Here is a 21,558-nt window from a genome sequence, read left to right as displayed (position 1 = left end):
GAACTCGGGGTCCTGGTCGGGTGTTCCGGCCGGGTGTTCCGGTCGGGGCTCGCAGCTTTCCGGGCAGCGGCCTCGGGCGTCCGGTGGCTTGCGGCCGGACGTTCGAAACAGGCCTTGAGTGCGTATAGTCGGAAATGTCGCACCTCCCAGCATTCAGCCGCCAACGCACGAGGTCAAGCCGGTGGACGATGCAGTCGACAGCGCACAGGGCGCGCGTTCGGATGTGAGTTCCGGACGTCACGCCGTGCTGCGGAACGAAGACGGTCAGTACGCGATCTGGCCCGGTGACTTCACCGTGCCGGGTGGCTGGCGCACGGTGTTCGGGCCGGCGTCGCACGCGCAGTGCCGGGCCCACGTCGAACGCGAGTGGCACTGGGGCGGGCTCGGGCTCCCGGGGCCCGGCGGAGCCGGACGCGGCCCGGCCCGGGCCGGGTTCTCGGACACCGTGCACGGGCTGTTCCGGGCGCGGGCCGCCCACGACCCGGACGCGATCGCGCTCCTCACCGAGGACGGTGAGCTGAGCTACCGCGACCTCGACCGGCGCAGCGACCGGCTGGCCGGCGCGCTGCGGGGCCGGGGCGTCGGGCCGGAGCAGGTGGTGCCGGTCTGCCTGGAGCGCGGGGCGGACCTCGTGACGGCCTGGCTCGGCGTGCTCAAGGCCGGTGGGGCGTTCCTGCCGCTGAACCCGGCACACCCGCAGCGGCGCCTCGCGCAGCTGGTCGAGGACTGCCGGGCCGAGGTGGTGATCGCGGCGCACGGGCGGTACTTCGCCGGGGTCCCGGTGCTCGGCGCCGACGCCCGGACGGGTGAGGGCGAGGGCGCGGGGGAGAGCGCGCCCGTGGGTGCGGAGCGGGAGGCCGGCCCGGGGGCGGACGCGGCCACGCCGGACGACCTCGCCTACCTGATCTACACCTCCGGCACCACCGGCACCCCCAAGGGCGTGCCGGTCACCCACCGTTCCCTGGTCTTCACGCTGGACCGGGTGATCCACGCCTATGGCCTCACCCCGAGCGACCGAGTGCTCCAACTCGCCGCGCTTGGCTTCGACACCTCGCTGGAGCAGGTGTTCGCCGCCCTGGTGAGCGGCGCGACGCTCGTCCTCGGCGGCGCGCGGACCTGGGCCCCCACCGAACTCGTGCACCGGATGCGGGAGCTTCGGCTGACCGTCGCCGACCTCACGCCCGCCTACTGGCACCATGTGCTCGCGCTGCTCCCCGAGGGCGGTCAGGCCCCCGAGGGCCTGCGGCTGGTCGTGGTCGGAGGGGACACCGTCCACACCGACGACAGCCGCGACTGTCTGGCGCGGCTGCCCGGTGTCCGGCTGGTCAACGCCTACGGGGTGACCGAGGCGGCCGTCACGTCCACGCTCTGCGAGATCACCCCGGCGGTGCTGGCACCGGCCGGCGGGGTCGGGGCCGGCGCGGCCCCCGTCCCGATCGGCAAGCCGCTGCCCGGGGTGCGGCTGCACCTGCTGGACGCCCGGCTCAGCCCGGTGCGGCCCGGCGAGAAGGGCGAGATCTACCTCGGCGGCCCGGGCCTCGCCCGGGGCTACTGGCGCGCGCCCGGGCTCACGGCGGAGGCCTTCCTGCCCGATCCCTACGCGCCCACCCCCGGCGAGCGGATGTACCGCACCGGCGACGCCGGCCGCTGGCGGGCCGACGGTCAGCTGGAGATCCTCGGCCGCTTCGACGACCAGGTGAAGGTCCGCGGCTACCGGGTCGACCCGGCCGAGGTGGAATCGGTGCTCGCCTCCCACCCGGACGTCCGGCAGGCCCGCGTCGCGGCCGCCGGCAGCTCCGACGGCGCGCACGTCCTGACCGCCTACTACACGCTCGCCGGGCGGACCGGCTCCGGCGCCCAGGCCCGGCGGTCCCAGATCCGCGAGTACCTCGCCGAGCGGCTGCCGGACTTCATGGTCCCGGCCGACCTCGTCCTGCTCGACAGCATGCCGCTGACCGCCGCCGGCAAGATCGACCGGCGCGGGCTGCCGCGCACCGAGCCGCAGCTCCAGCGGCGTGACGGCGACGGCGAGCGGCACGCGGTCGAGGCCCGCGGCGCCGACTCCCGGGCCGACGTGGCCGACGGCGCCGACCGCACCGGCCGCGGCGCGGGCCCGCTCCCCGACGGCAGCGGGAGCACGAGAGAGTCCGCCGTCGCCCACCTCTGGTCCGAGCTGCTCGGCGTCGAGGAGGTCGGACCGGCCGACGACTTCTTCGCCCTCGGCGGCAACTCGCTGCTCGCCATGGAGATGCTGGCCCGGGCCCGGATCATTTTCGGCATCGACGTCACCCGGATCCGCTTCCTCACCCGCTCCCTGCTGCGCGACGCCACCCTGCGCGCCTTCGCGACCGCCACCCAGGCGGCCCGCTCCGGCGGCAACGGTTTCGGTGAGACGGCCGTCGACTGGACGGCCGAGGCCGAACTCGGCACCCCCGTCCGGCAGTCCTGGCGCCCCGCCCCCTCCCGCGCCGAGCCGGCCGAGATCCTGCTCACCGGCGCCACCGGCTTCTGCGGCGCCCACCTCCTCGACGCCCTGCTGGCCACCACCCGGGCCCGCATCCACTGTCTGGTCCGCGCCCCCGACGAGGAGCACGCGGTGGAGCGCATCCGGGCCGCCCAGCAGCGGTACCTGAGGCACGACGTGCTGGACAGCCGGGTGGTCCCGCTGGTCGGCGACCTCGCCGAACCGTTGCTCGGGCTGCCCCAGTACCGCTTCCAGGCGCTCGCCGAGAGCCTGGACGCGATCCACCACCTCGGCGGGCAGGTCAACTTCATCTACCCCTACCACCAGCTGCGCGGCCCCAACGTCGGCGGCACCCGGGAGATCGTCCGGCTGGCCGGGCACTCGCGCGGCATCCCGGTGCACTACCTCTCCACGCTCGCCGTGCTCGCCGGCTTCGGCCCGGCCGGCGTCGGCGAGGTGACCGAACGGACGCCGTTGGCCCACCCGGAGCGGCTGGCGGTCGGCTACGTGGAGAGCAAGTGGGTCGCCGAGCAACTGCTGCACAACGCGGCGGCGGCCGGGCTGCCGGTCACCGTGCTGCGGACGAACGACGTCACCGGCGACCTCGCCACCGGGGTGATGAACACCGGCACCGAGATCTGTGCGCTGATCAAGTACATGGCGGACAGCGGGAGTTGCCCGGACGTCCGGCTGCTGCTCGACTTCGTTCCGGCCGACCGGTTCAGTCTCGCCGTCGCGCACATCGCCCGGCACGCCCCCGCGATCGGCGAGGTCTACCACGTGACCTCGCCGCGCCCGGCCGTCCTCGCCGACCTCGCCGACCGCCTGCGGGAGCGCGGCCACCGGGTGGAGCAACTCCCGTACAAGACCTGGGTCGAGGACCTCGTCCGGTTCGCCGCCGGGCACCCCACCCACCCGATGACCCCGTTCGTCCCGCTCTTCGTGGACCGCAGCCCGGGCACCGAACTGTCCATCAGCGAGATGTACTTCCGGCCGACGTTCCCGTTGTTCGACCGGGCCAACACCGAACAGGCGCTGGTGGGCAGCGGGATCGACCTGCCGGCGGTGGACGACGCGTTACTCGACCGCTACCTGGACCAGTTGACGGCGGAGGGCTTCCTGGCACCGCCGCTCGGGGTGGTCCGCCGGTGAGCGGGCCGGGCCCGGCGTCCGGGGCGGGCGGGGCGTCCAGGGCGGTCGGGGCAGGCGGGGTGTCCGGCGCGTTCGAGCGGCTGGACCTGCGGCGGGCGCCCGGGGACGGGCCGGTGGCGTTCGGCGCCGAGCTCGGGGCCGACGTGCTGCTGGCGGCCTACCGGCGCGGGCTCTTCCCGATGCCCGCCGCCGACGACTATGCGAGCGCCTTCAACGAGGCCCGGTTCGAGGAGGCGGTGGCGGCGGGGGAGGTGGCGCTGCTGCCCGGCGCCGGGGACGACCCCTACGCGCTCGCCTGGTGGTCGCCCGACCCCCGCCCGGTGATCGCCCCCGACGGGGTGCGCCTCGGGAGCCGGTTCGCCCGGCGGCTGCGCAACGGCCTGCGCTGGTGGACCAGCGCCGACCGGGCCTTCGCAGATGTCCTCGCCGCCTGTGCTCAGGGACGCCAACCAACCTGGATCACGCCACAGTTGAGCGACGCACTGATCGAGCTGCGGGAGCGCGGCGCCGCCCACAGCGCCGAGGTCTGGGAGGGCGAGGAGCTGATCGGCGGGGTCTTCGGGGTCGCCGCCGGCCCCGTCCTCAGCCTCGACTCGATGTTCCACCGGCGCCCCGTCGCCGGCCGCGTCGCCGTCGCCGACCTCGCCGCCCGCTTCGCCGCGGCCGGCGGCCGCCTGCTGGACGCCCAGTGGGACACGCCCCACGTCCGCGCCCTCGGCGCCACCGCCGTCCCGCGCGAGCAGTACCTCAGCGCACTCGCGGCCCCGGCGGACGTCGGCCCGCTCCCCACCGGAGCACTCCCGGCGGCCCGGCTGGGCTGAGGGCCGCGGCGCCGCGGCCGCCGGGGCCGGTCGGCCGTCGGTACGCCGCAGCCGCCGGTACGCCGCAGCCGTCAGTACGGCTGGACGAGGACGTGGGCGGCACCCGGGATGCCGACCTTCAGCAGCTCGTCCTCCTCCGGAGTGGTCGGCGTGCCGGTCTCCTGCTTCAGGACGGCCCGCGACAGCGCCTGCACCCACATCGCGCGCGGCCGGCGGCGCTCCTCCCAGGCGGCGAGCGCGGCCGCGACGTCGCCGGCCGGGTCCTCGACGGCGTCCAGGCTCTGGGCCAGCACCAGGGCGTCCTCGACCGCCATCGCCGCGCCCTGCGCCAGGTGCGGGGTGCTGGCGTGCGCGGCGTCGCCGGCCAGCACCACCCGCCCCACGTGCCACGGCTCCTCCACGCTGACCTGCGAGATCCGCGAGTAGACCACCGCGGCCGGGTCGGTGACGAGCGCCAGCGCCTCGGCGACCGGGCCGCCGAAGCCGGCCAGCCGCTCGGCCAGCTGCTCGTGGGCGTGCTCCGGGTCCGGGCGGAAGTCCTCCGGCTCGGCGAACACCGAACCCAGGTACATCAGGTCGTCGGTGATCGGGGTCAGCAGCGCCTTCGCCCTGAGGTTCCCGGTGGACATCACCACGCCCTGCACCTCGGGGGAACGCGGCAGCGTCACCCGCCAGTTGGCGAAGCCGGTGTACTCGGGCCGGTACGCCTCGCCGTACAGGCGCCGGCGCAGTGGCGAGCCGATGCCGTCGAAGCCGACGACCAGGTCGTACCGGTCACGGTGACCATCGGTCAGGGCGACGTCGACGCCCTCGCCGTCGTCGGTGAGGTCCGCGATCGTGGTGCCGAAGCGGAGCGTGGCGCCGGCCGCGGTGGCGGCGGCGCTCAGCACCTCGGCCAGGGCGGGGCGCGGTATGCCGTTGCTGGACGGGGCGTCGCCCATCCGCGGCTGCGGGATCTTGGCGAGGGTGGCACCGGCAGGGTCGCAGATGGTCAGCACCTCCCATGCGAAGCCGGCCGCCAGGCAGGCGTCCAGCACGCCGATCTCGCGCATCACGTGCAGGGCGTTGGAGGGCTGGATGATGCCGACGCCGAGCGCCTCCAGGCCGTCGCGCAGCTCGGCCACGTCGACCCGGTGGCCGCGCCGGGCGAGGGCGGTGGCCAGGGTCAGGCCGCCGATGCCGCCGCCGTGGATCAATACGCGCAGGGATGAGGTCATGACGGGGGCTCCCAAAGGGGTCGAAGCGGGCGGGGGCGGGGCGGGCGGGTTCAGCCGAGGGGTGCGGGCCGGGCGGCGGAGAGGTCCATCAGGTGGTCGACCAGGGCCAGCAGCAGGTCGCGCCCGAAGCCGCGGTCGCGTACGTCGCCGAGCAGCATCGGCACCTGCGGGTCGAGGTCGAGGGCGGCCCGGATCTCGTCCGGCGTCCGGGTGTTGTGCCCGTGGAAGCAGTTGATCGCCACCACGAACGGGATGCCCCGGCTCTCGAAGAAGTCGATCGAGGCGAAGCTGGTGTCCAGCCGGCGGGTGTCGGCGATGACGACGCCGCCGAGCGCGCCGTTCACCAGGTCGTTCCACATGAACCAGAAGCGCTCCTGTCCGGGCGTGCCGAACAGGTAGACCACCAGGTCGGGGCTGACGGTGATCCGGCCGAAGTCCAGGGCGACGGTGGTGGTGTCCTTGCTGTCCACGCCGGACAGGTCGTCCACGCCGACGCTGGCGCGGGTCAGGTACTCCTCGGTGCGCAGCGGAGCGACCTCGCTGACCGAGCCGACCAGGGTGGTCTTGCCGACGCCGAAGCCGCCCGCGATGAGGATCTTCACGGCGGAGGGCGCGGCGGCGGTGCCGGCTGCGGAGAGGGGGACGGGTGCGGTCGGTGCCATGGTTCAGAGTCTCCGGAGTCCTTCGCGAACGGCCGTCAGCAGGCCGAGGTCCACGCCCCCGCCGGCCCGGGCCACCGACAGCGGGGCCCGGGCCAGCAGCAGGCCCTGGGAGATCAGGTCGCCCAGGAGGATCTTGGTGACCGAGACCGGCAGGTCCAGGGCGGCCGCCACCTCGGCGACGGCGGCCGGACGCCGGCAGCGGTCCAGGATCATCCGGTGCTCGGGCTGGAGCCCGCGCGGCCCCGACCGGGAGGAACCCCGGGCCAGGACGGTGCGGGCCTCGTCCGTGACGGTGGTCAGCACCGTGATCAGGGTGAGGTCGTCGCGCTCGGGCGCGGTGCGGCCGCGGGTGATGGTGTACGGGCGCACCATCGTGCCGGAACCGTCCTCCTCGTCCTCGTCGGGCACCTCGCTCCAGTGCGGGATCACCGGGGCGTCACCCCCGGTTTCCTGGCCGCGAAGGCGTCGAAGTCGCTGCGCACGGGCGTGCTCAGCTTCTGGCCGACCTGCTGGACCAGGGTGTGCATGGCCACCGACATCACCTCGGCGTCCACCTCCTGGGAGGCGACCACGGCCAGGTGGGTGCCCTGCGCGGCGGCGATGATGAACAGCCAGACCTCGGACAGCTCGACGATCACCTGGTGCACCGGGCCGCCGTCGAAGAGCTGGCCGACGCCCCGCGCGAGGCTCTGCTGGCCGGTCGCGACGGCGGCCAGCCGCTCGGCGTCGGCCCGCTCGATGGTGCGGGAGTGGCTGACGACCAGGCCGTCGTCGGAGAGCAGCACGGCGTTCCTGGTCCCGGCCACCGAGTCGACGAGTCCGTCCAGCAGCCAGTCCAGGTCCTGGTGGGTGGCGATCGTACGGTTCATGACTGGTCATCCGTCCTAGTGGTTCGGGGGTCCGCGGTGGGGAGGGCCCAGGGGGACGGGCCCGGCGCGGGAGTCGGGGTGCCGGCGGGTCCGGTGGGGGGCGCCGAGCGGGAGCCGCGGTCGGTGAAGACGCTGTGACCGGGGAGGTGGACCTCGCCGGAGTCCTGGCCACGGGCCATCCGGGACTGCCGCTGGAAGGCGCCGATCGCCGCGCCCGAACGGCGCGCGGGGCGCTGGAACGCGCTGGCCGACCCGATCGGCGTGCCGAACGAGCCCGGCATGCCCGGCGCGCCGCTGACGCGCTCGCCGGCGGCCTCCGGTGGCGGCGGGACGCGCAGCTCGGCGGCCAGGCTGGCCTGGCGGACCCGCTGCGGCAGCGGCGCCTGCCCGCCGGCCGGCTCGGTGAGCGGCACCGTCGAGGCGTACTCGCGCCGTTCGGCGAGGCGGTAGTGGTCGGCGGGGCGGTACTGCTCGTCGGCGTAGGGGGCCTCGGCGGGCGACACCTTGGCGTAGGCGATGTCCGGGTAGGCGGGGGCGTCCGGAACCGGCGCGCCGATCGGGTCGGCGGCCTCCTGGGCGGGCGCGTCGCCGGCCGGGGCCGGGTGGGCCGGGCTGCCGTCGGCGGGCGTGTCGTACCCGGTGTCGGCGGGGGCCGACGGGTCGTCCGAGCCGCCGTGGGCCTCCGTCCCGTACCCGTCCGTCCCGTAGCCGGTGCCGTACCCCTCGCTGCCGTAGCCGTCCGCGCCGTACCCCTCGTCGCCGTAGCCGGCCGCGCCGTCGACCAGGGAGCCGTGTTCGACCGGGGAGCGGTGCTCGACCGGCTGCTCCGGCTCCGGCGGCTGGATGTACTCGACGTGGGCGAAAGCCTCCGCCGGGCCCGGCGCGGTGGCCGAGGCGACCAGGACGGTCTCCGGCGGCTCGATCGCCGGCAGGCCCGGCGCCGTCGCGACGGCCGTCGCCACGGTGGCCCCGGGGTCCGCCGGCGATCCGTGGCCCCGGCCCGTGCCGAGGGCGGTCGGCGGCGCCGGGCGGGTGCGCCGGGCGAGTGGGATCGGCTCGACCGGGGTGGCGTCCGGCAGCCCGGCGTCGCCGTCGATGACCAGCTCGTCGGGGACCAGCACGACCACCCGCGTGCCGCCGAAGGCCGAGGGCCGGAACTCGATCTTCAGATGGGAGTTGGCGGCCAGCCGGGAGACCACGTAGAAGCCGAGGCGGATGTCGTCCGCCCGGGCCAGCACGTCCATCCGGGGCGGACGGCTCATCAGCTCGTTGGCCGCGTCGTACTGCTCCGGGTCCATGCCGAGGCCGCGGTCCTCGATCTCCACCGCGAGCCCCCGGCCGACCATCGCGGCCCGGACCTCCACCGGCGTCGGCGGCTTGGAGAAGCTCGCCGCGTTCTCCATCAGCTCGGCGATCACGTGCGCGACCGGGCCGACCGCGCGTTCGGAGAGCCACGGGTGACCCTCGACGTCCAGCATGATCCGCCGGTAGTCCTGCACCTCGCTCTGCGCGGCCCGAAGGACGTCCAGCAACGGGACGGGCTTGCGCCAGCGCCGCTGCGGCTGGCCGCCGGCCAGGATGACCAGGTTCTCCTCGTAGCGGCGCAGCCGGGCGGTGAGGTGGTCGAGGTCGAACAGGCCCTCCAGCACCTCCGGGTCCTCGTGCTTGCGCTCCAGCTCGTCCAGCTTGCGCAGCTGCTGGCCGATCAGCAGCTGGGTGCGGCGGGCGATGCGCTGCAGCAGCCGCTCGAAGCCGCGGTGCTGCTCGGCCTGGCGGACGGAGGTCTCCAGCGCGGAGGTGCGCGCCAGGTTGAGCGCCTGGCCGAGGCGGGCCAGCTCGTCGGTGCCGTTGCCGTGCGGGGCGGAGGTGATGGCCCGGCTCTCGGCCTCGACGTCGACCTGCTCGCCCCGCGAGAGGCGCTCCACGACCTCGGGCAGGGTCCGCTCCAGCTCCTGGGCCTGGGTGTGCAGTTCCTTGATCCGGCGACGCAGCGAGCGGGTCAGCCGCCAGCTGGTGAGGATCACCGCGACGACGGCGATCAGGCCGATCACGGTGGTCAGCACGAAGGCGGTGAGCAGGGAGAGGAAGGAGCCCTTGCCGACCTCGACGATGCCGTCGGTGCGGGTCTCGATCGCCTTCACCAGCGCCGGATTGAGCTGGTCGAGGGCCTGACGCCACTGGTCCTGGGAGGCCGGGAGCCGGACGGCGCCGCTCGGGTCCGCCGGGGTGGCCCTGGTCAGCGACTGCTCCACGGCGGCCTTGGCCTGCCAGGCCGGGCTGTTCATGAGGTCCTGCCAGGCCGCGGCCTCGCCGGCCGGGATGTAGGGGACGACCTGCACGGTGAAGAGGTGCTCCTGCGCGCCGATCGCCTGCTGGACCTGCTGGTAGTCGCCGGCGCCGAGCTTGCCGGACGGCCAGCCGCGGGCGAGCAGCGCGTCCTCGCGGGCCAGCATCTCCTTGGCCCAGAAGGCGTCCACCAGGGTCTTGGAGATCCAGGTGACCTCGCCGTTGTCGACGTGGCTCAGCGCGGTGAACAGTCGCAGGTCGACCGCGATCAGGTCGGTGTAGTACGCGAAGGCCGTCTGCTGGTCGACGCCGGCGCGGTCGACCGCCGCCCGCTGCTCGGCCAGCCGGCCCATCGCCTGCCGCGCCTCGGCGACCGCGGTGCGCACCTCGCCGGGCGCGCTGTCGGCGGTCTCGTCGGAGAGCGTCTGGAACTGGCGCACCGCGTCGTCGGTGAGCTGGCGCTGGCGGCGCAGCGCGTCCGTGACGCTGCCGGGCCGGGCGAGCGCCTCGGCGCTGAGCCGGCGCTCCTCCTGGAGGTTGTAGTAGACGTGGTTGGACGGCTGCCCGGCCTTCTGGGCCAGCAGGCCCTGGGCCGCCTGGCGTTGGAAGTCGAGGAAGGTCTGGCCGCTGGTGACCGCCCAGAGGGCGGCGAGGGCGAGACTGGGGACGACGGCCAGGACGAGCAGCGCCGTCCGCAGGGACAGGCGCGGGCGCCTGCGGGGGGACTTCGGCGTCGGGGGCCGCCGATTCGCACGCGCGCGCAGAGCTGACTCCTTGGGACTGGCGGCCGGCCTGGTGGGGTCGAACCGTCCGGGGCACGAGCTTTTGACGAAGTGATACTAGTCATACGGTGTGATAGGAGTGAAAACCCGTTCGCTGTCTGGATGGTATCTCCACACGGTCTTAACACACCGTCATCGAACAGTTGATGATGGGTGAACGAAGGGGTCGCTCGGGAAAAGGCCTCCGAGGGTTCCCGCAGCCGCCGCCGAGCGGTGCGACCGTATGCGGAGCGTGCACCGCCGACTGCCCGGACGACCGGTCCGCCGGTGCCCGATCGGGGCACCGTGGCCGCCCCGACCGCGCTCCGCGAGGCGGCCGGCCAGGCCCCCGGTGGCGCACCCGCCCGCGCCGCCCCGCCCGCGCCGTCCCGCGTGGGCATGGTGTCAGGGGGCGGGCGGTGGCCCCGATTTCGTCTTTCGATCATCCGTTGGTAGTTTCTTCCTCGTCGGCAGGACGAGATCGCGGGAGTGATCGCGGGCCAGGCCGGTCAGGCGTCGGTGGTGCAGTGGTAGCACGCCCGCTTTCAGCGGGAAGGGTTCGTTCGATTCGGGCCCGGCGCTCGGTGTACAAGGGCGGGAGTCGTCATCGACTCCCGCCCTTGTCGTTCTGCCCCGGGGCCGTGCGGTCCTAGCCCTGGCGCCCCTTGTCGTTGAGCCCCGGGCCCGAGGCCCGTGCCACGGCCACGAGGAACAGTCCGCACGCCGTCACGAGCAGCCAGCCGGGCCGCGAGGCACCGGCCAGACCGTCGGGGTCCACCCCCACCACCAGGCCCCCCGCGACCGCGATGCCGATCGCCGCGCCGACCTGGCGCGCGGTCGAGGTGATCGCCCCGGCCACCCCGGCCCGGGCCGGCGGCAGACCGCCGACCGCGGTGTTGGTGATCGGCGCGTTGGCGAAGCCGAAGCCGACGCCGATGAGCAGGTAGGCCGCCAGGAGCAGTGGGACAGGGGTGTCCCGGTCCAGACCCACCAGGCAGAGACCGCCGGTGGCGACGAAGGCCCCCGCCAGCAGGAGCGGCCGCCGCGGCCCGAGCCGGCCCACCAGGGCGCCGGACCACGGTGCGCACACGGTGGCCCCGAGCGCCATCGGCAGCGTCGCCGCGCCGGTCGCGAGCGCCGTCCAGCCACGGGCGTGCTGGAGATAGAGCGTGTTGAGCAGCAGGCTCACGTTCAGCGCGACGAACAGGGCCACGGCGCCCAGGGCCGCCATCGCGAACGGTGCCCGGCGAAAGAGCGCGAGGTCCATCAGGGGCTCCGGCCGGCGCAGCTCGACCCGGCCGAATCCGGCGGTCGCCAGCACCGCCACGGCGCCGCCGGCCACCGCCGCCGGCGAGGTCCAGCCGATCCGGGGCGCCTCGATCAGGACGGCGACCGAGGTGCCCAGGGCCACGACGAGCAGCAACTGGCCGGGCAGGTCGAGCCGTCGGGCGCGCTGCCCGCGCGACTCCGGCACGAACACCGCGACCAGAACCAGGGCGGCGAGGATGACCGGCGCGTTGATCCAGAACACCGAACGCCAGCCGAACGCCGCGATCAGCGCCCCGCCGGTGACCGGCCCCGCCGCCATGCTGAGGCCGAAGACGGACGCCCAGACGCCGATCGCCCGGGCCCGCTCGCGCGGGTCGGGCATCGTGTTCACCACGATCGCCAGGGCCACCGGACTCAGCATCGAGGCCCCGACCCCCTGGGCGGCCCGGGCCGCGACGAGGAGGCCGAGCGACGGCGCCACCGCGCACGCGAGGGAGGCGAGGCCGAAGACGACCAGCCCGCACTGGAAGACGCGCCGCCGTCCGAAGCGGTCCGCGAGGGCGCCGGCGGAGATCAGCAGGCCGGCCAGGACCACCGTGTAGGCGTCCACCACCCATTCCAGGCCGCTGGTGCCCACGCCCAGCCCGCGTCCGATCTCGGGCAGGCTGACGTTGACGATGGTGGTGTCCAGGCCGACCAGGAACATGCTCAGCGCGCAGACGGCCAGCACCGTCCATCGTCGGCGGGTGCTCATCGCGGGTCGATCAGCCAGGATTGTCGTGGTCACGGGCCCACCTTCGGTTCGGTATCGTCTGCGGCCCCATGCTCGGACCGGGTGGCAGCGCCGGCCCAGGAACTTTGCGAAGACTGCAAAACCGCTCCGGTCCACCGACGGATCGGATGGACCGGAGGAGCCCCCATGCACCGCACCGACCCCGTGGACGGCGTGGACCCGGCGGACCCCGTGGACCCGGTGGACCCGGTGGCCGCGGACACCGACGTCGAGGAGATCCTCGCCGGCATCGGGCCGCGGCTGCGGGCCCTGCGCCGCGACCGCGGGCTGACCCTGGAAGCCCTCGCGGCGGCCACCGGGATCTCGGTGAGCACGCTGTCGCGCCTGGAGTCGGGCAAACGGCGTCCGACCCTCGAACTGCTCATCCCGCTCGCCCGCACCCACCGCGTCGCCCTGGACCAGCTGGTCGCGGCGCCGGCCACCGGGGACCCGCGCCTCCACCTGAAGCCCCACCGCAGGGAGCCGGGCAACGTCCTGGTGCCCCTGACGCAGTACCCGGGCCGGGTCCAGGTCTTCAAGCAGGTGCTCGCCCACCGCGAACCGAAGCTCGTGACCCACGGCGGCTACGAATGGCTCTACGTGCTCGCCGGTGAACTCCGACTCATCCTCGGCGCCCGCGAGTTCACCCTCCGCCCGGGCGAGGTGGCCGAGTTCGACACCGGCGAGCCGCACTGGTTCGGCCCCACCGGCGCGCACGCGGTGGAGATCCTGCACCTGTTCGGCCCGCACGGCGACCAGGCCGTCGTCCGCACCGGCCCGTCGGCGACGGCTCCGTAAGACGGCCGGGCGGCCGCGCCAGGTCGGCGTCGCCGCCCCACGGTCGGGCGTGTGCGGGGCCCGGGTGCCGGGTGCCCGGGGGGTGCGGGGCGGGTCCGGGTGCCGAACGCCGCACGGTGAGGGAGTACGGACCGGCCGGCGGCGCCCCCGGTCATTCGGCGGGGACCGGCGGGGGCGGACCGGGTCATCCGGTGCGCGTCAATGCGGACCGACCGGCAAATAATTTCCGGGTGCACCCGTCGGATGGCGGTCTGTCCAGTTTTGCGAGGCGGCAAAAATCTTCCGGTTGACAGTCGCCGCAGCGTATTGAATTCTTTCAATCGCCGGGGAGGCGCGCAGCTCTTCGGACCGCTTGCGAGGGACTCCGGGGGCCGGCAGAGCAGCGGTGCAGGGATCACTGGATCAAGCGAGCGGCCGACCGGTCGAGTCCGACCTGTTCGGACGGCAGGTCGGACGCGGTTTCCACGAGTACGCCTGATCGCCCGGAATTGACGATGCCGATAACGGCCCGGTCCTGGGCCCGGTATTACCGTACCGAAATTCAACAAGGAATCTGGCGTGCATTCATACATGAACATCAAGAAGTCCGCGCGGATCAGCCACGACTTCTGGGAGGTCACCGCCGAGGCCGGGATGTTCGACATCGTGGTGTCCGGCCTCGGTGACGGGCGGCACCGGGCGCTGGCGGACGGCCACGAGTTCGTGAACATGTCGTCGTACTCCTACCTCGGCCTGGACACCCACCCGCGGATCGTCCGGGCGGCCGCCGACGCGGTGCTCGCCGAGGGAGCGCTCAACAGCTCGACCTCGCGGATGCGGATCCGCTTCGGCTCGCTGCGGGACGCCGAGACGGCGCTCTCCGAGTTGTTCGACGTCGAGGCACTGACCGTGGCCTCCTGCGCCGCGGCCGCCTGGGCGAGCCTGCCGCTGCTGGCCTCCGGGCTGCTGACGGACGGCGTCCCGCCGCTGATGGTCTTCGACAAGAACGCGCACTTCTGTCTCAACGCGATGAAGCCCGCGGTGGCCGACGAGGCCGAGATCGTCACCATCGGGCACAACGACGTGGACGCCCTGGAGGACCTCTGCCGCAAGCACCCGCAGGTCGCCTACGTCGCCGACGGCGTCTACAGCACCGGCGGGGCCGCGCCGATCCCCGAACTGCTGCGCCTCCAGGAGAAGTACGGGCTCTTCCTGTTCTTCGACGAGGCCCACGGGGTCTCCACCGTCGGCGAGCGCGGCCGGGGCGCGGTGCTGGAGGCGATGGCGGCCAACGGCGGGATGAACGACCGCACGCTGATCATCACCTCGCTCAACAAGGGCTTCGGCGCCTCCGGAGGGGCGATCTTCCTCGGTCGCAACGGTTCGCAGCAGCGCCGGGACACCGCGCTGCGCAACGGCGGCCCGCTGATGTGGTCGCAGCGCATCAACACCGCCGGGCTGGGCGCTATCACGGCCTCGGCGGAACTGCACGACTCCCCGGAGCTCAAGGAGCTCCAGCAGGCGCTCCAGGACAACATCGCGCTCTTCGACTCCCTGGTGGAGACCTCCTTCGCCGGTGACGGCCTGCCGATCCGCTTCGTGGACATCGGCTCCGAGGAGGCCACCATCCGCCTCGCCGGGACGCTGCTGGAGCGCGGCTACTACACCTCGCCGATCTTCTTCCCGGTGATCGGCCGGGGCAAGGCGGGCCTGCGGCTGATGCTGCGCGCCAACATGGCCGAGGCCGAGATCCGCGACTTCTGCGGGGCCCTGAACGAGGGCCTGCGGGCCGAGGCGGCGCGCGAGCCGGGTCAGGAGCAGCTCCGATGACGGCCCTGCGCTCGCACATCGACTCCTCCACCGAGGTGTTCCGCCGCAACGTCGCGGCCTTCGACGAGAAGCGGCAGGTCATCGCCCGGGCCCGGGCCGCCGCCATCGCCGGCGGGGACGAACGCTCGCGCCGGCGCCACACCGAGCGCGGCAAGCTGACGGCCCGCCAGCGGGTCTACCAACTGCTCGACCCGGGCACGCCGTTCATGGAGCTGGGCCAGCTGGCCGGGCACGAGGTCTACGACGAGCACGTGCCGTCGGCCGCGCTGGTCACCGGCATCGGCATGGTGAGCGGCCGCCCGGTCGTGGTCTTCGCCAACGACGCCACCGTCAAGGGCGGCAGCTACTTCCCGCTGACGGTGGAGAAGCAGCTCCGGGCCCAGCTGGTGGCCCGCGAGAACGGCCTGCCCTGCATCTACCTGGTGGACTCCGGCGGTGTCTACCTGCCGCTCCAGGAGCAGCTGTTCCCCGGCGAGTACCACCTGGGCCGGATGTTCCGCAACATCGCCGAGATGTCGGCGCTCGGCCTGCCGCAGATCGCCGCGGTGATGGGCAACTGCACGGCCGGCGGCGCGTACATCCCGTCGATGTGCGACGAGACGGTGATCGTGCGCGGCACCGGAACGGTGTTCCTGGGCGGCCCGCAGCTGGTGCGCGCGGCCACCGGCGAGGTGGTGGACGCCGAGACGCTGGGCGGTGCCGACCTGCACACCCGGGTCAGCGGGGTGGCCGACCACCTCGCCGAGAGCGACGAGCACGCGTTGGCGATCGTCCGGGAGATCATGGCGCGCGACGGCCGCCCGGCCCTCGCCCCGCCACCGCAGGCCCCGCGCCCGCCGCTGTACGACCCGGCGGAGCTGCCCGGCATCGTCAGCGCCAGCCTGCGCGAGCACATCCCGGCCCGGGACATCCTGGCCCGGCTGCTGGACGGCAGTGAACTCGCCGAGTACCGGGCGCGGTTCGGCCCGACCATCGTGTGCGGCACCGGCCACGTCGGCGGTTACCCGGTGGGCGTGGTGATCAACGACGGGGTGCTGTTCCCGGAGAGCGCCCAGAAGGCCGCCAACTTCATCGAGCTCTGCACCCAGCGCGACATCCCGCTGCTGTTCCTGCACAACATCAACGGCTTCATGGTCGGCGCCGAGTACGAGGCCGACGGCATCGCCAAGCACGGCGCCAAGCTGGTCAACGCGGTCTCCACGGCCAAGGTCCCCAAGTTCAGCCTGGTGATCGGCGGCAGCTACGGCGCCGGCAACCTCGCCATGTGCGGGCGCTCGATGGGCCCGCGGCTGATGGCCATGTGGCCGAGCGCCAAGTCCACCGTCGTCGGCGCCGAGCAGACCGCGACGGTGATGGCGCTGATCCGCAGCGACCAGCTCGCCAAGGAGGGCAAGGTCCTCTCCCCCGAGGAGGAGGAGTCGATCCGGCGCCCCATCATCGAGACGTACGAGCGCCAGTCCCACCCGCTCTACTACGCCGCCCGGATGTGGGTGGACGCCGTGGTGGACCCGACCGAGACCCGTGAGTGGCTGGCGCTCTGCCTGGCCATGTCGGCCGACGCCCCCAAGCAGGAGACGCGCTTCGGCGTGTTCAGGATGTGACGACGAAATGATCAAGCGTGTCCTGATCGCCAACCGTGGCGAGATCGCCCGGCGGATCGCCCGTACCTGCCGCCGGCTCGGCATCGAGTACGTCGCGGTCCACTCCGACGCCGACCGCTCCTCGGCCCATCTGGCGGGCGCCGTCGAGCGGGTCCGGATCGGCCCCGCCGCAGCCGCCGAGAGCTACCTGCACGTCGGCAAGCTGGTCGACGCCGCCGTCCGGACCGGCTGCGACGCCGTCCACCCCGGCTACGGCTTCCTCTCCGAACACCCGGGCTTCGCGGCGGCGGTCGCCGAGGCCGGGCTGGTCTGGGTCGGCCCGGACGCCGCGACGATCACCGCGATGGGCGACAAGTCGACCGCCCGCGCGCTGATGGCCGCCGCCGGCGTCCCCGTCCTGCCCGGCTCCGGCACGGCCACCGAGTCGGAGCCGGAGCTCCTGGCCGACGCCGAGCGGATCGGCTACCCGGTCATCCTGAAGCCCGTCGCGGGTGGTGGCGGCAAGGGCATGAAGGTGGTCCGCGCCGCCGCCGACCTGCCCGGGGCGGTCGCCGAGGCCGTCCGCCTGGGCCGGAGCAGCTTCGGCGACGGCCGGCTGCTCGTCGAGCGGTACGTGGAGCGGCCCCGCCACATCGAGGTGCAGGTCTTCGGTGACGGGCACGGGAACGTGGTGCACCTCTTCGAGCGCGAGTGCTCGCTGCAGCGCCGCCACCAGAAGATCGTCGAGGAGGCCCCGGCCGCCAACCTGCCCGACGCCGTCCGGGCGGAGCTGCTGGATGCCGCCGTCCGCGGTGCCCGGTCGCTCGGCTACGTCAACGCCGGCACCTTCGAGTTCATCCTGGACGCGGCGGACCGCTGCTACTTCCTGGAGGTCAACACCCGGCTCCAGGTGGAACACCCGGTCACCGAGGAGATCACCGGCATCGACCTCGTGGAGTGGCAGCTGAGAGTCGCCGACGGGCAGCGACTGCCGCTCGACCAGCACGAGATCACCGCCACCGGCCACGCCGTCGAGGTCCGCGTCTACGCCGAGGACCCGGCCGACGGGTTCCGGCCCGCGCCGGGCCGGGCGGCCGCCGTCCGCTGGCCGGCCGGCATCCGGGTGGAGGCGGCGTTCGACGACACCGGGTCGGGGTACGGCGCGGCCTCGGCCGGCTCCGGAGGCCCGGACCCGCTCCTCGACGGGCCGGTCGGTGGCGGGCCGGGCGGCGGTGGCGCCTTCGGAGGCAGTGCGTTCGGGGGCAGTGCCTTCGACGGCGGTGCCTTCGGGGGCGGGGCCGAGGTCCCGGCCTTCTACGACCCGATGTTCGCCAAGCTGATCGCCCACGGCCCGGACCGCCCCAGCGCGCTGCGCCGGCTGCTCCCGGCCGTCCGCGACACCGCCCTGCCCGGGCTGACCACCAACCTCGGCTTCCTCGCCGAACTCCTCCAGGCACCCGCCGTGGTCGCCGGGCGGACGGACACCCACCTGGTGGACACCCTGGTCTCCGCCCCGGCCGGGCGGCCGGAGCAGGGCGAGCCGGCCGGCCCCGCGCACCGGACCGACCACGTCCTGGCCGCCGCGGCCTGTGCGGCGGCGATGCAGATCCCGCCGGTCGGCGAGGCCCCGGCCTCCCCGTGGCACGGCGCCGTCGGCCCGTTCGACCGTCACCGGCTGGACCCGGTCGCGCCGTTCGGCCGGGTCGTCCTGCGCCACGGGCGGCGGACGGTGCAGGCTGGGCTGACCGGGCGGCGCGGCGGCGCCGTCGACGTCCAGGTGGAGTCCACCCCGTTCACCGTCACCCTCGCCGCCGTAGCGGGTCACCCCGGCCTGTTCCAGGGCACCGTCGGCGACCGGCGCTGGACCGGCCTGCGCAGTGCGGCCGGCTGGGAGCTCTCCGTCGACGGGCACCGGGTGGCGCTGGCCGCCCAGAGCTTCGCCGAGGGCGGCTCCGGAGCCGCCGACAACGCCGTGAAGTCGCTGATGCCGGGCACGGTGGTCGGGCTGCTCTGCGAGGTCGGCGACCGGGTCGAGGAGGGGGACGCCCTGGTCATCGTCGAGGCGATGAAGATGGAGAACCGCATCCTCGCCCCGTTCTCGGGCGTCGTCACCGGGATCCGGTGCGCCGTGCGCGACCTGGTGGCGACCGAACAGGTGCTGGTCGAGCTCGCGGCCGACCCCGAAGCCGCCTGAGTCCCGCACGACCCGCCGCCAGCGCGACCCCTCGGGCGCGATCCCCCCGACTGTCCGACCCCCCGCATGTCCGACCCCTGATGCACCCCCGCACCACGCACGCAAGGAGCCCTCGTATGCCCGCAGAACCAACCCCCCAGAAGCTGCTGCTGGTCGGTGGGGTACGGGCGGTGCCGCTCGGCCTCGACATGGCGAAGCTCGCCCTGGACCAGGCCCACGCGCGCGGGCTGCGGACCCACCTGACCAACCAGGAGGCCGTCCTCGCCGCCACCCCCGGAGTGACCGAACAGGCCGGCGCCGTCTCGGCGGTGGACTTCGCCCGCCCCGGCGAGGCCGCCGCCTGGGCGCGCGACCGGGCCGGCGAGGGGGAGCGCTTCGACGCCGTCCTCGCCCTGCAGGAGATGGCCCAGGTGGCCGCCGCCGAGACGGCCGAGGCCCTGGACCTGCCGGGCAACCCGCCGGAGGCCGTCCGCCGGGTGCGCACCAAGGACGCCTGCCGGGCCGCACTGGCCGCCGCCGGCTTCCGGCAGCCCACCGTCGAGCTCTGCGCCGACGAGGCGCAGGCGGCGGCCTTCCTGACCGGGTCCACCGGGCCGTGGATCGTCAAGCCCCGTGACGCGATGGGCAGTACGGGCGTGAGCCGGATCACCGGACCGGACGGACTCCCGGCCGCGATCGCCCTGCTGCCCGGACAGGGGCCCTTCCTGGTCGAGGAGTTCGTCCAGGGAGCCGAGTACAGCGTCGAGGGCCTCTTCCTCGGCGGCGAGCCGGTCGTCATCGCGGTGACCGAGAAGGAGAAGGTGGAGCCGCCGTTCTTCGTCGAGGTCGGCCACATCCTCCCGGCCGAACTCCCGGACGCGCAGCGCGAGGAGATCGAGCGACAGGTACGGGCGGCGCTCGCCGTCCTGGGCCTGCGCTCCGGCGCCTTCCACGTCGAGCTCTGGCTGAGCCCGGACGGGATCGTGCTCGGCGAGGTGCACGGCCGGTTCGGCGGCGACTGGATCCACCGGATGCTCGCCCACGTCGTCCCCGGCCTGGAGCTGTTCGGCCTCATCTACGACGACCTGCTCGGCCTTCCGCGCGCCGCCGCGCCGGCGCCGACCCGGGCCGCCGCCGCCCGCTACCTCACCCCGCCGTCCGGCCTGGTCACCGCGGTCGAAGGCTGGACGGAGGCCGCCGGACACCCGGACGTGCTCTACGCCGACCTCGCCGTCGCGCCCGGCGGCACCGTCCGGCCGCTGCGCACCTCCGGGGACCGGGTGGGCGTGATCGTGGTCGGGGCCGACACCCCGGACCAGGCCCGCAAGCTCGCCCGCGAGCTGGCCGATTCCGTCCGCTTCACGGTGGAGCCCGCCCGTACGGCGGCGCCCGCATGACGCGCACGGACACCCCGCCCCGGGTCGCTGGCCTGCTGGGCCGGCTGACCGCCACTCTGCTGCCCGGCTCGCGACAGGGCCGGATCATGGCTGCCGGCACCACGGTGGACGCGGTCGCCAACGGCCTGTACCTGGCCACCGCCACGCTCTACTTCGTCCGCTACCTCGACATCACCGCGGTCGCGGTCGGGACGGCGATCGCCGCCGCCAACATCGCCGGGCTGCTCAGCCCGCTGGTCTTCGGACCGCTCGCGGACCGGCTCGGCGCACGTCCGGTCTACGTGGCGCTGACGCTGGTCCGAGGGGCCGGCTTCATCGGATACGCCCTGGTCGGCAGCTACGCCGGCTACCTGGCCGTCACCTGTCTGACCATCGCTGCCGCCCGGGCCTGCTCGCCGCTGCTCCAGGTGATCGTCGGCGAGTTCGAAGGAGCCGCCGAGCGGACGAAGACGATGGCCTCGCTGCGCGCCATCACCAACATCGGGCTCACCGCCGGCTTCCTGCTGGCCGCCCTGGTGCAGGCCGCGCAGTCCCGGGCCGCCTTCGTCGCGCTCTTCCTGTTCAACGCGGCCGCCTTCGCCGCCGTCGCGCTCGCCGTGGTGCGGGCCGGCCGGGTGGCGGGATCGGCGGCCCCCGCGCCGGCCGCGCCCGCCGAGGCCGCGGCGCAGAGCGGCTCGCCGTACCGGGACCGGCGGTTCCTGCTGGTCACGGCCGCCAACGCGGTGCTGATGCTGCACGACTGCGTGCTCTTCATCCTGCTGCCGCTCTGGGTGGTGGAGCGGGCCGGGCTGCCGGCCAGTGCCAGCTCGGCCCTGCTGGCGATCAACACGGTGCTGACGGTGGTGCTCCAGCTCTCGGTGGCCCGGTTCGCCCAGGGGTTGGCCAAGGCGCTGCGGATGCTCCGGATCGCCTGCCTCTTCCTGGTGCTGGCCTGCGCGTTCTTCGCCTTCGCCGACGGCCGGAGCAGGTACCTGGCGCTGGCCGCCGCGGTGGTGGCCGTCGCGCTGCTGACCGTGGGGGAGAACCTGCACGCCGTCTCGCGCTGGGAGATCTCCTACGAGCTCTCGCCCCCGGCCGGCCGCTCGCGCTACCTCTCGCTCTTCAGCACGGGCATGAGCGCGCAGCTGATCGTCGGCCCGTTCCTGGCCACCGGCCTGCTGCTGCCGGCCGGAGCGGTCGGCTGGGTGCTGCTCGCCGCGCTGTTCGCGGGCGCGACCACCGTCACGGTGCTCGCCGGCCGCACCGCCGTCCAGGCTTCGCCGGTGTCCGACTCGGAGGCGCTGACCGGCTGATGTCACTCTGCGTTGCTTGAACGAGCACAGCCAAGGAAGTACAGTCCCCCTAGCGCGTGTCAAGGGTCACGCGGGCACACCGGGGGGTGGACTTCTTGTTGCGGTACTCAGACGCGGTGTTCCCCGGTCTGCCGTTCCGATGTCGGTCGTCCCACTGAACCGAGCGTTCAGTCAAGGGACTTGTCATCGCCGCGACCGGACCGACGAACCATCGGCTCCGCCGGCACTTCGGGCTG

14 protein-coding genes and 1 tRNA gene are annotated in these 21,558 nt (G+C 74.1%); 9 read left to right on the top strand and 6 right to left on the bottom strand.

The annotated features are described in order from the left end of the window. Positions 1-118 precede the first annotated feature (118 nt). Together AB0J08_RS12510 and AB0J08_RS12505 are read left to right on the top strand one after the other, a co-directional pair. Positions 119-3,616 (top strand): amino acid adenylation domain-containing protein, encoded by a 3,498-nt coding sequence (locus AB0J08_RS12510; protein WP_360631292.1) that lies wholly within the window; start codon positions 119-121, stop codon positions 3,614-3,616. Between the two features lie 59 nt (positions 3,617-3,675). Beyond that, a complete protein-coding gene (locus AB0J08_RS12505) occupies positions 3,676-4,437 on the top strand; it encodes a leucyl/phenylalanyl-tRNA--protein transferase (RefSeq protein WP_360631289.1) in 762 nt (253 codons plus the stop codon). Positions 4,438-4,508: 71 nt separating this feature from the next. Here the strand turns inward: AB0J08_RS12505 and AB0J08_RS12500 are convergent, their stop codons facing one another. Genes AB0J08_RS12500 through AB0J08_RS12480 form a run of 5 tightly spaced genes read right to left on the bottom strand, consistent with a single transcriptional unit; the run spans position 4,509 to position 10,148 of the window. After that, positions 4,509-5,654, bottom strand: a complete 1,146-nt coding sequence (locus AB0J08_RS12500; RefSeq protein WP_360631286.1) for an FAD-dependent monooxygenase — start codon at positions 5,652-5,654, stop codon at positions 4,509-4,511. Between the two features lie 50 nt (positions 5,655-5,704). Further along, positions 5,705-6,316 carry an ATP/GTP-binding protein gene (locus AB0J08_RS12495; RefSeq protein ID WP_360631283.1) on the bottom strand — a complete coding sequence of 204 codons (612 nt, stop codon included), beginning with the start codon at positions 6,314-6,316 and terminating at the stop codon, positions 5,705-5,707. 3 nt (positions 6,317-6,319) lie between these two features. Next, the gene (locus AB0J08_RS12490; RefSeq protein WP_360631352.1) at positions 6,320-6,688 is read right to left on the bottom strand and encodes a DUF742 domain-containing protein; all 369 of its coding nucleotides are present in this window, start codon (positions 6,686-6,688) and stop codon (positions 6,320-6,322) included. A gap of 53 nt (positions 6,689-6,741) precedes the next feature. Then, on the bottom strand, positions 6,742-7,185 hold the full coding sequence (locus tag AB0J08_RS12485; RefSeq protein WP_360631280.1) for a roadblock/LC7 domain-containing protein: 444 nt from the start codon (positions 7,183-7,185) through the stop codon (positions 6,742-6,744). Next, on the bottom strand, positions 7,182-10,148 hold the full coding sequence (locus AB0J08_RS12480) for a nitrate- and nitrite sensing domain-containing protein (RefSeq protein WP_360631349.1): 2,967 nt from the start codon (positions 10,146-10,148) through the stop codon (positions 7,182-7,184). The genes AB0J08_RS12485 and AB0J08_RS12480 overlap by 4 nt, the downstream gene beginning before the upstream one ends. 597 nt (positions 10,149-10,745) lie before the next feature. Between AB0J08_RS12480 and AB0J08_RS12475 the strand changes: the two genes are divergently transcribed. Next, positions 10,746-10,814, top strand: a tRNA-Glu gene (locus AB0J08_RS12475). Between the two features lie 67 nt (positions 10,815-10,881). Here the strand turns inward: AB0J08_RS12475 and AB0J08_RS12470 are convergent. Next, positions 10,882-12,288, bottom strand: a complete 1,407-nt coding sequence (locus AB0J08_RS12470) for an MFS transporter (protein WP_360631277.1) — start codon at positions 12,286-12,288, stop codon at positions 10,882-10,884. 132 nt (positions 12,289-12,420) lie between these two features. On the opposite strand from AB0J08_RS12470, the gene AB0J08_RS12465 reads away from it, so the two are divergent. From AB0J08_RS12465 to AB0J08_RS12440, 6 genes are all read left to right on the top strand, one after another. Beyond that, the gene (locus AB0J08_RS12465; protein WP_360631274.1) at positions 12,421-13,071 is read left to right on the top strand and encodes a helix-turn-helix transcriptional regulator; all 651 of its coding nucleotides are present in this window, start codon (positions 12,421-12,423) and stop codon (positions 13,069-13,071) included. 558 nt (positions 13,072-13,629) lie between these two features. Further along, positions 13,630-14,880: an aminotransferase class I/II-fold pyridoxal phosphate-dependent enzyme gene (locus AB0J08_RS12460; RefSeq protein ID WP_360631271.1), complete on the top strand. Its 1,251-nt coding sequence runs from the start codon at positions 13,630-13,632 to the stop codon at positions 14,878-14,880. Further along, positions 14,877-16,481: a carboxyl transferase domain-containing protein gene (locus AB0J08_RS12455; RefSeq protein ID WP_360631268.1), complete on the top strand. Its 1,605-nt coding sequence runs from the start codon at positions 14,877-14,879 to the stop codon at positions 16,479-16,481. Before AB0J08_RS12460 ends, AB0J08_RS12455 begins: the two co-directional genes overlap by 4 nt. Before the next feature lie 7 nt (positions 16,482-16,488). Continuing rightward, positions 16,489-18,654 (top strand): biotin carboxylase N-terminal domain-containing protein, encoded by a 2,166-nt coding sequence (locus tag AB0J08_RS12450; RefSeq protein WP_360631265.1) that lies wholly within the window; start codon positions 16,489-16,491, stop codon positions 18,652-18,654. A gap of 116 nt (positions 18,655-18,770) precedes the next feature. Further along, complete coding sequence (locus AB0J08_RS12445; RefSeq protein ID WP_360631263.1) at positions 18,771-20,030, top strand: ATP-grasp domain-containing protein; 1,260 nt, start codon at positions 18,771-18,773, stop codon at positions 20,028-20,030. Continuing rightward, positions 20,027-21,322 carry an MFS transporter gene (locus tag AB0J08_RS12440; protein ID WP_360631259.1) on the top strand — a complete coding sequence of 432 codons (1,296 nt, stop codon included), beginning with the start codon at positions 20,027-20,029 and terminating at the stop codon, positions 21,320-21,322. Before AB0J08_RS12445 ends, AB0J08_RS12440 begins: the two co-directional genes overlap by 4 nt. Positions 21,323-21,558 lie beyond the last annotated feature (236 nt).

Origin of the sequence: Kitasatospora sp. NPDC050463 (genome assembly GCF_040655255.1) — a bacterium.
GTDB lineage: Bacteria > Actinomycetota > Actinomycetes > Streptomycetales > Streptomycetaceae > Kitasatospora.
The sequence above is the reverse complement of the archived record's forward strand: the minus strand, read 5'-3'. Positions and strand labels throughout refer to the sequence as shown.

Bases quoted from the DNA above. Each gene is read 5' to 3' on its own strand.
- AB0J08_RS12440 (WP_360631259.1), top strand. From the start codon at position 20,027: ATGACGCGCACGGACACCCCGCCCCGGGTCGCTGGCCTGCTGGGCCGG.
- AB0J08_RS12465 (WP_360631274.1), top strand. From the start codon at position 12,421: ATGCACCGCACCGACCCCGTGGACGGCGTGGACCCGGCGGACCCCGTG.
- AB0J08_RS12495 (WP_360631283.1), bottom strand. From the start codon at position 6,316: ATGGCACCGACCGCACCCGTCCCCCTCTCCGCAGCCGGCACCGCCGCC.
- AB0J08_RS12485 (WP_360631280.1), bottom strand. From the start codon at position 7,185: ATGAACCGTACGATCGCCACCCACCAGGACCTGGACTGGCTGCTGGAC.
- AB0J08_RS12490 (WP_360631352.1), bottom strand. From the start codon at position 6,688: ATGGTGCGCCCGTACACCATCACCCGCGGCCGCACCGCGCCCGAGCGC.
- AB0J08_RS12455 (WP_360631268.1), top strand. From the start codon at position 14,877: ATGACGGCCCTGCGCTCGCACATCGACTCCTCCACCGAGGTGTTCCGC.
- AB0J08_RS12445 (WP_360631263.1), top strand. From the start codon at position 18,771: ATGCCCGCAGAACCAACCCCCCAGAAGCTGCTGCTGGTCGGTGGGGTA.
- AB0J08_RS12450 (WP_360631265.1), top strand. From the start codon at position 16,489: ATGATCAAGCGTGTCCTGATCGCCAACCGTGGCGAGATCGCCCGGCGG.
- AB0J08_RS12500 (WP_360631286.1), bottom strand. From the start codon at position 5,654: ATGACCTCATCCCTGCGCGTATTGATCCACGGCGGCGGCATCGGCGGC.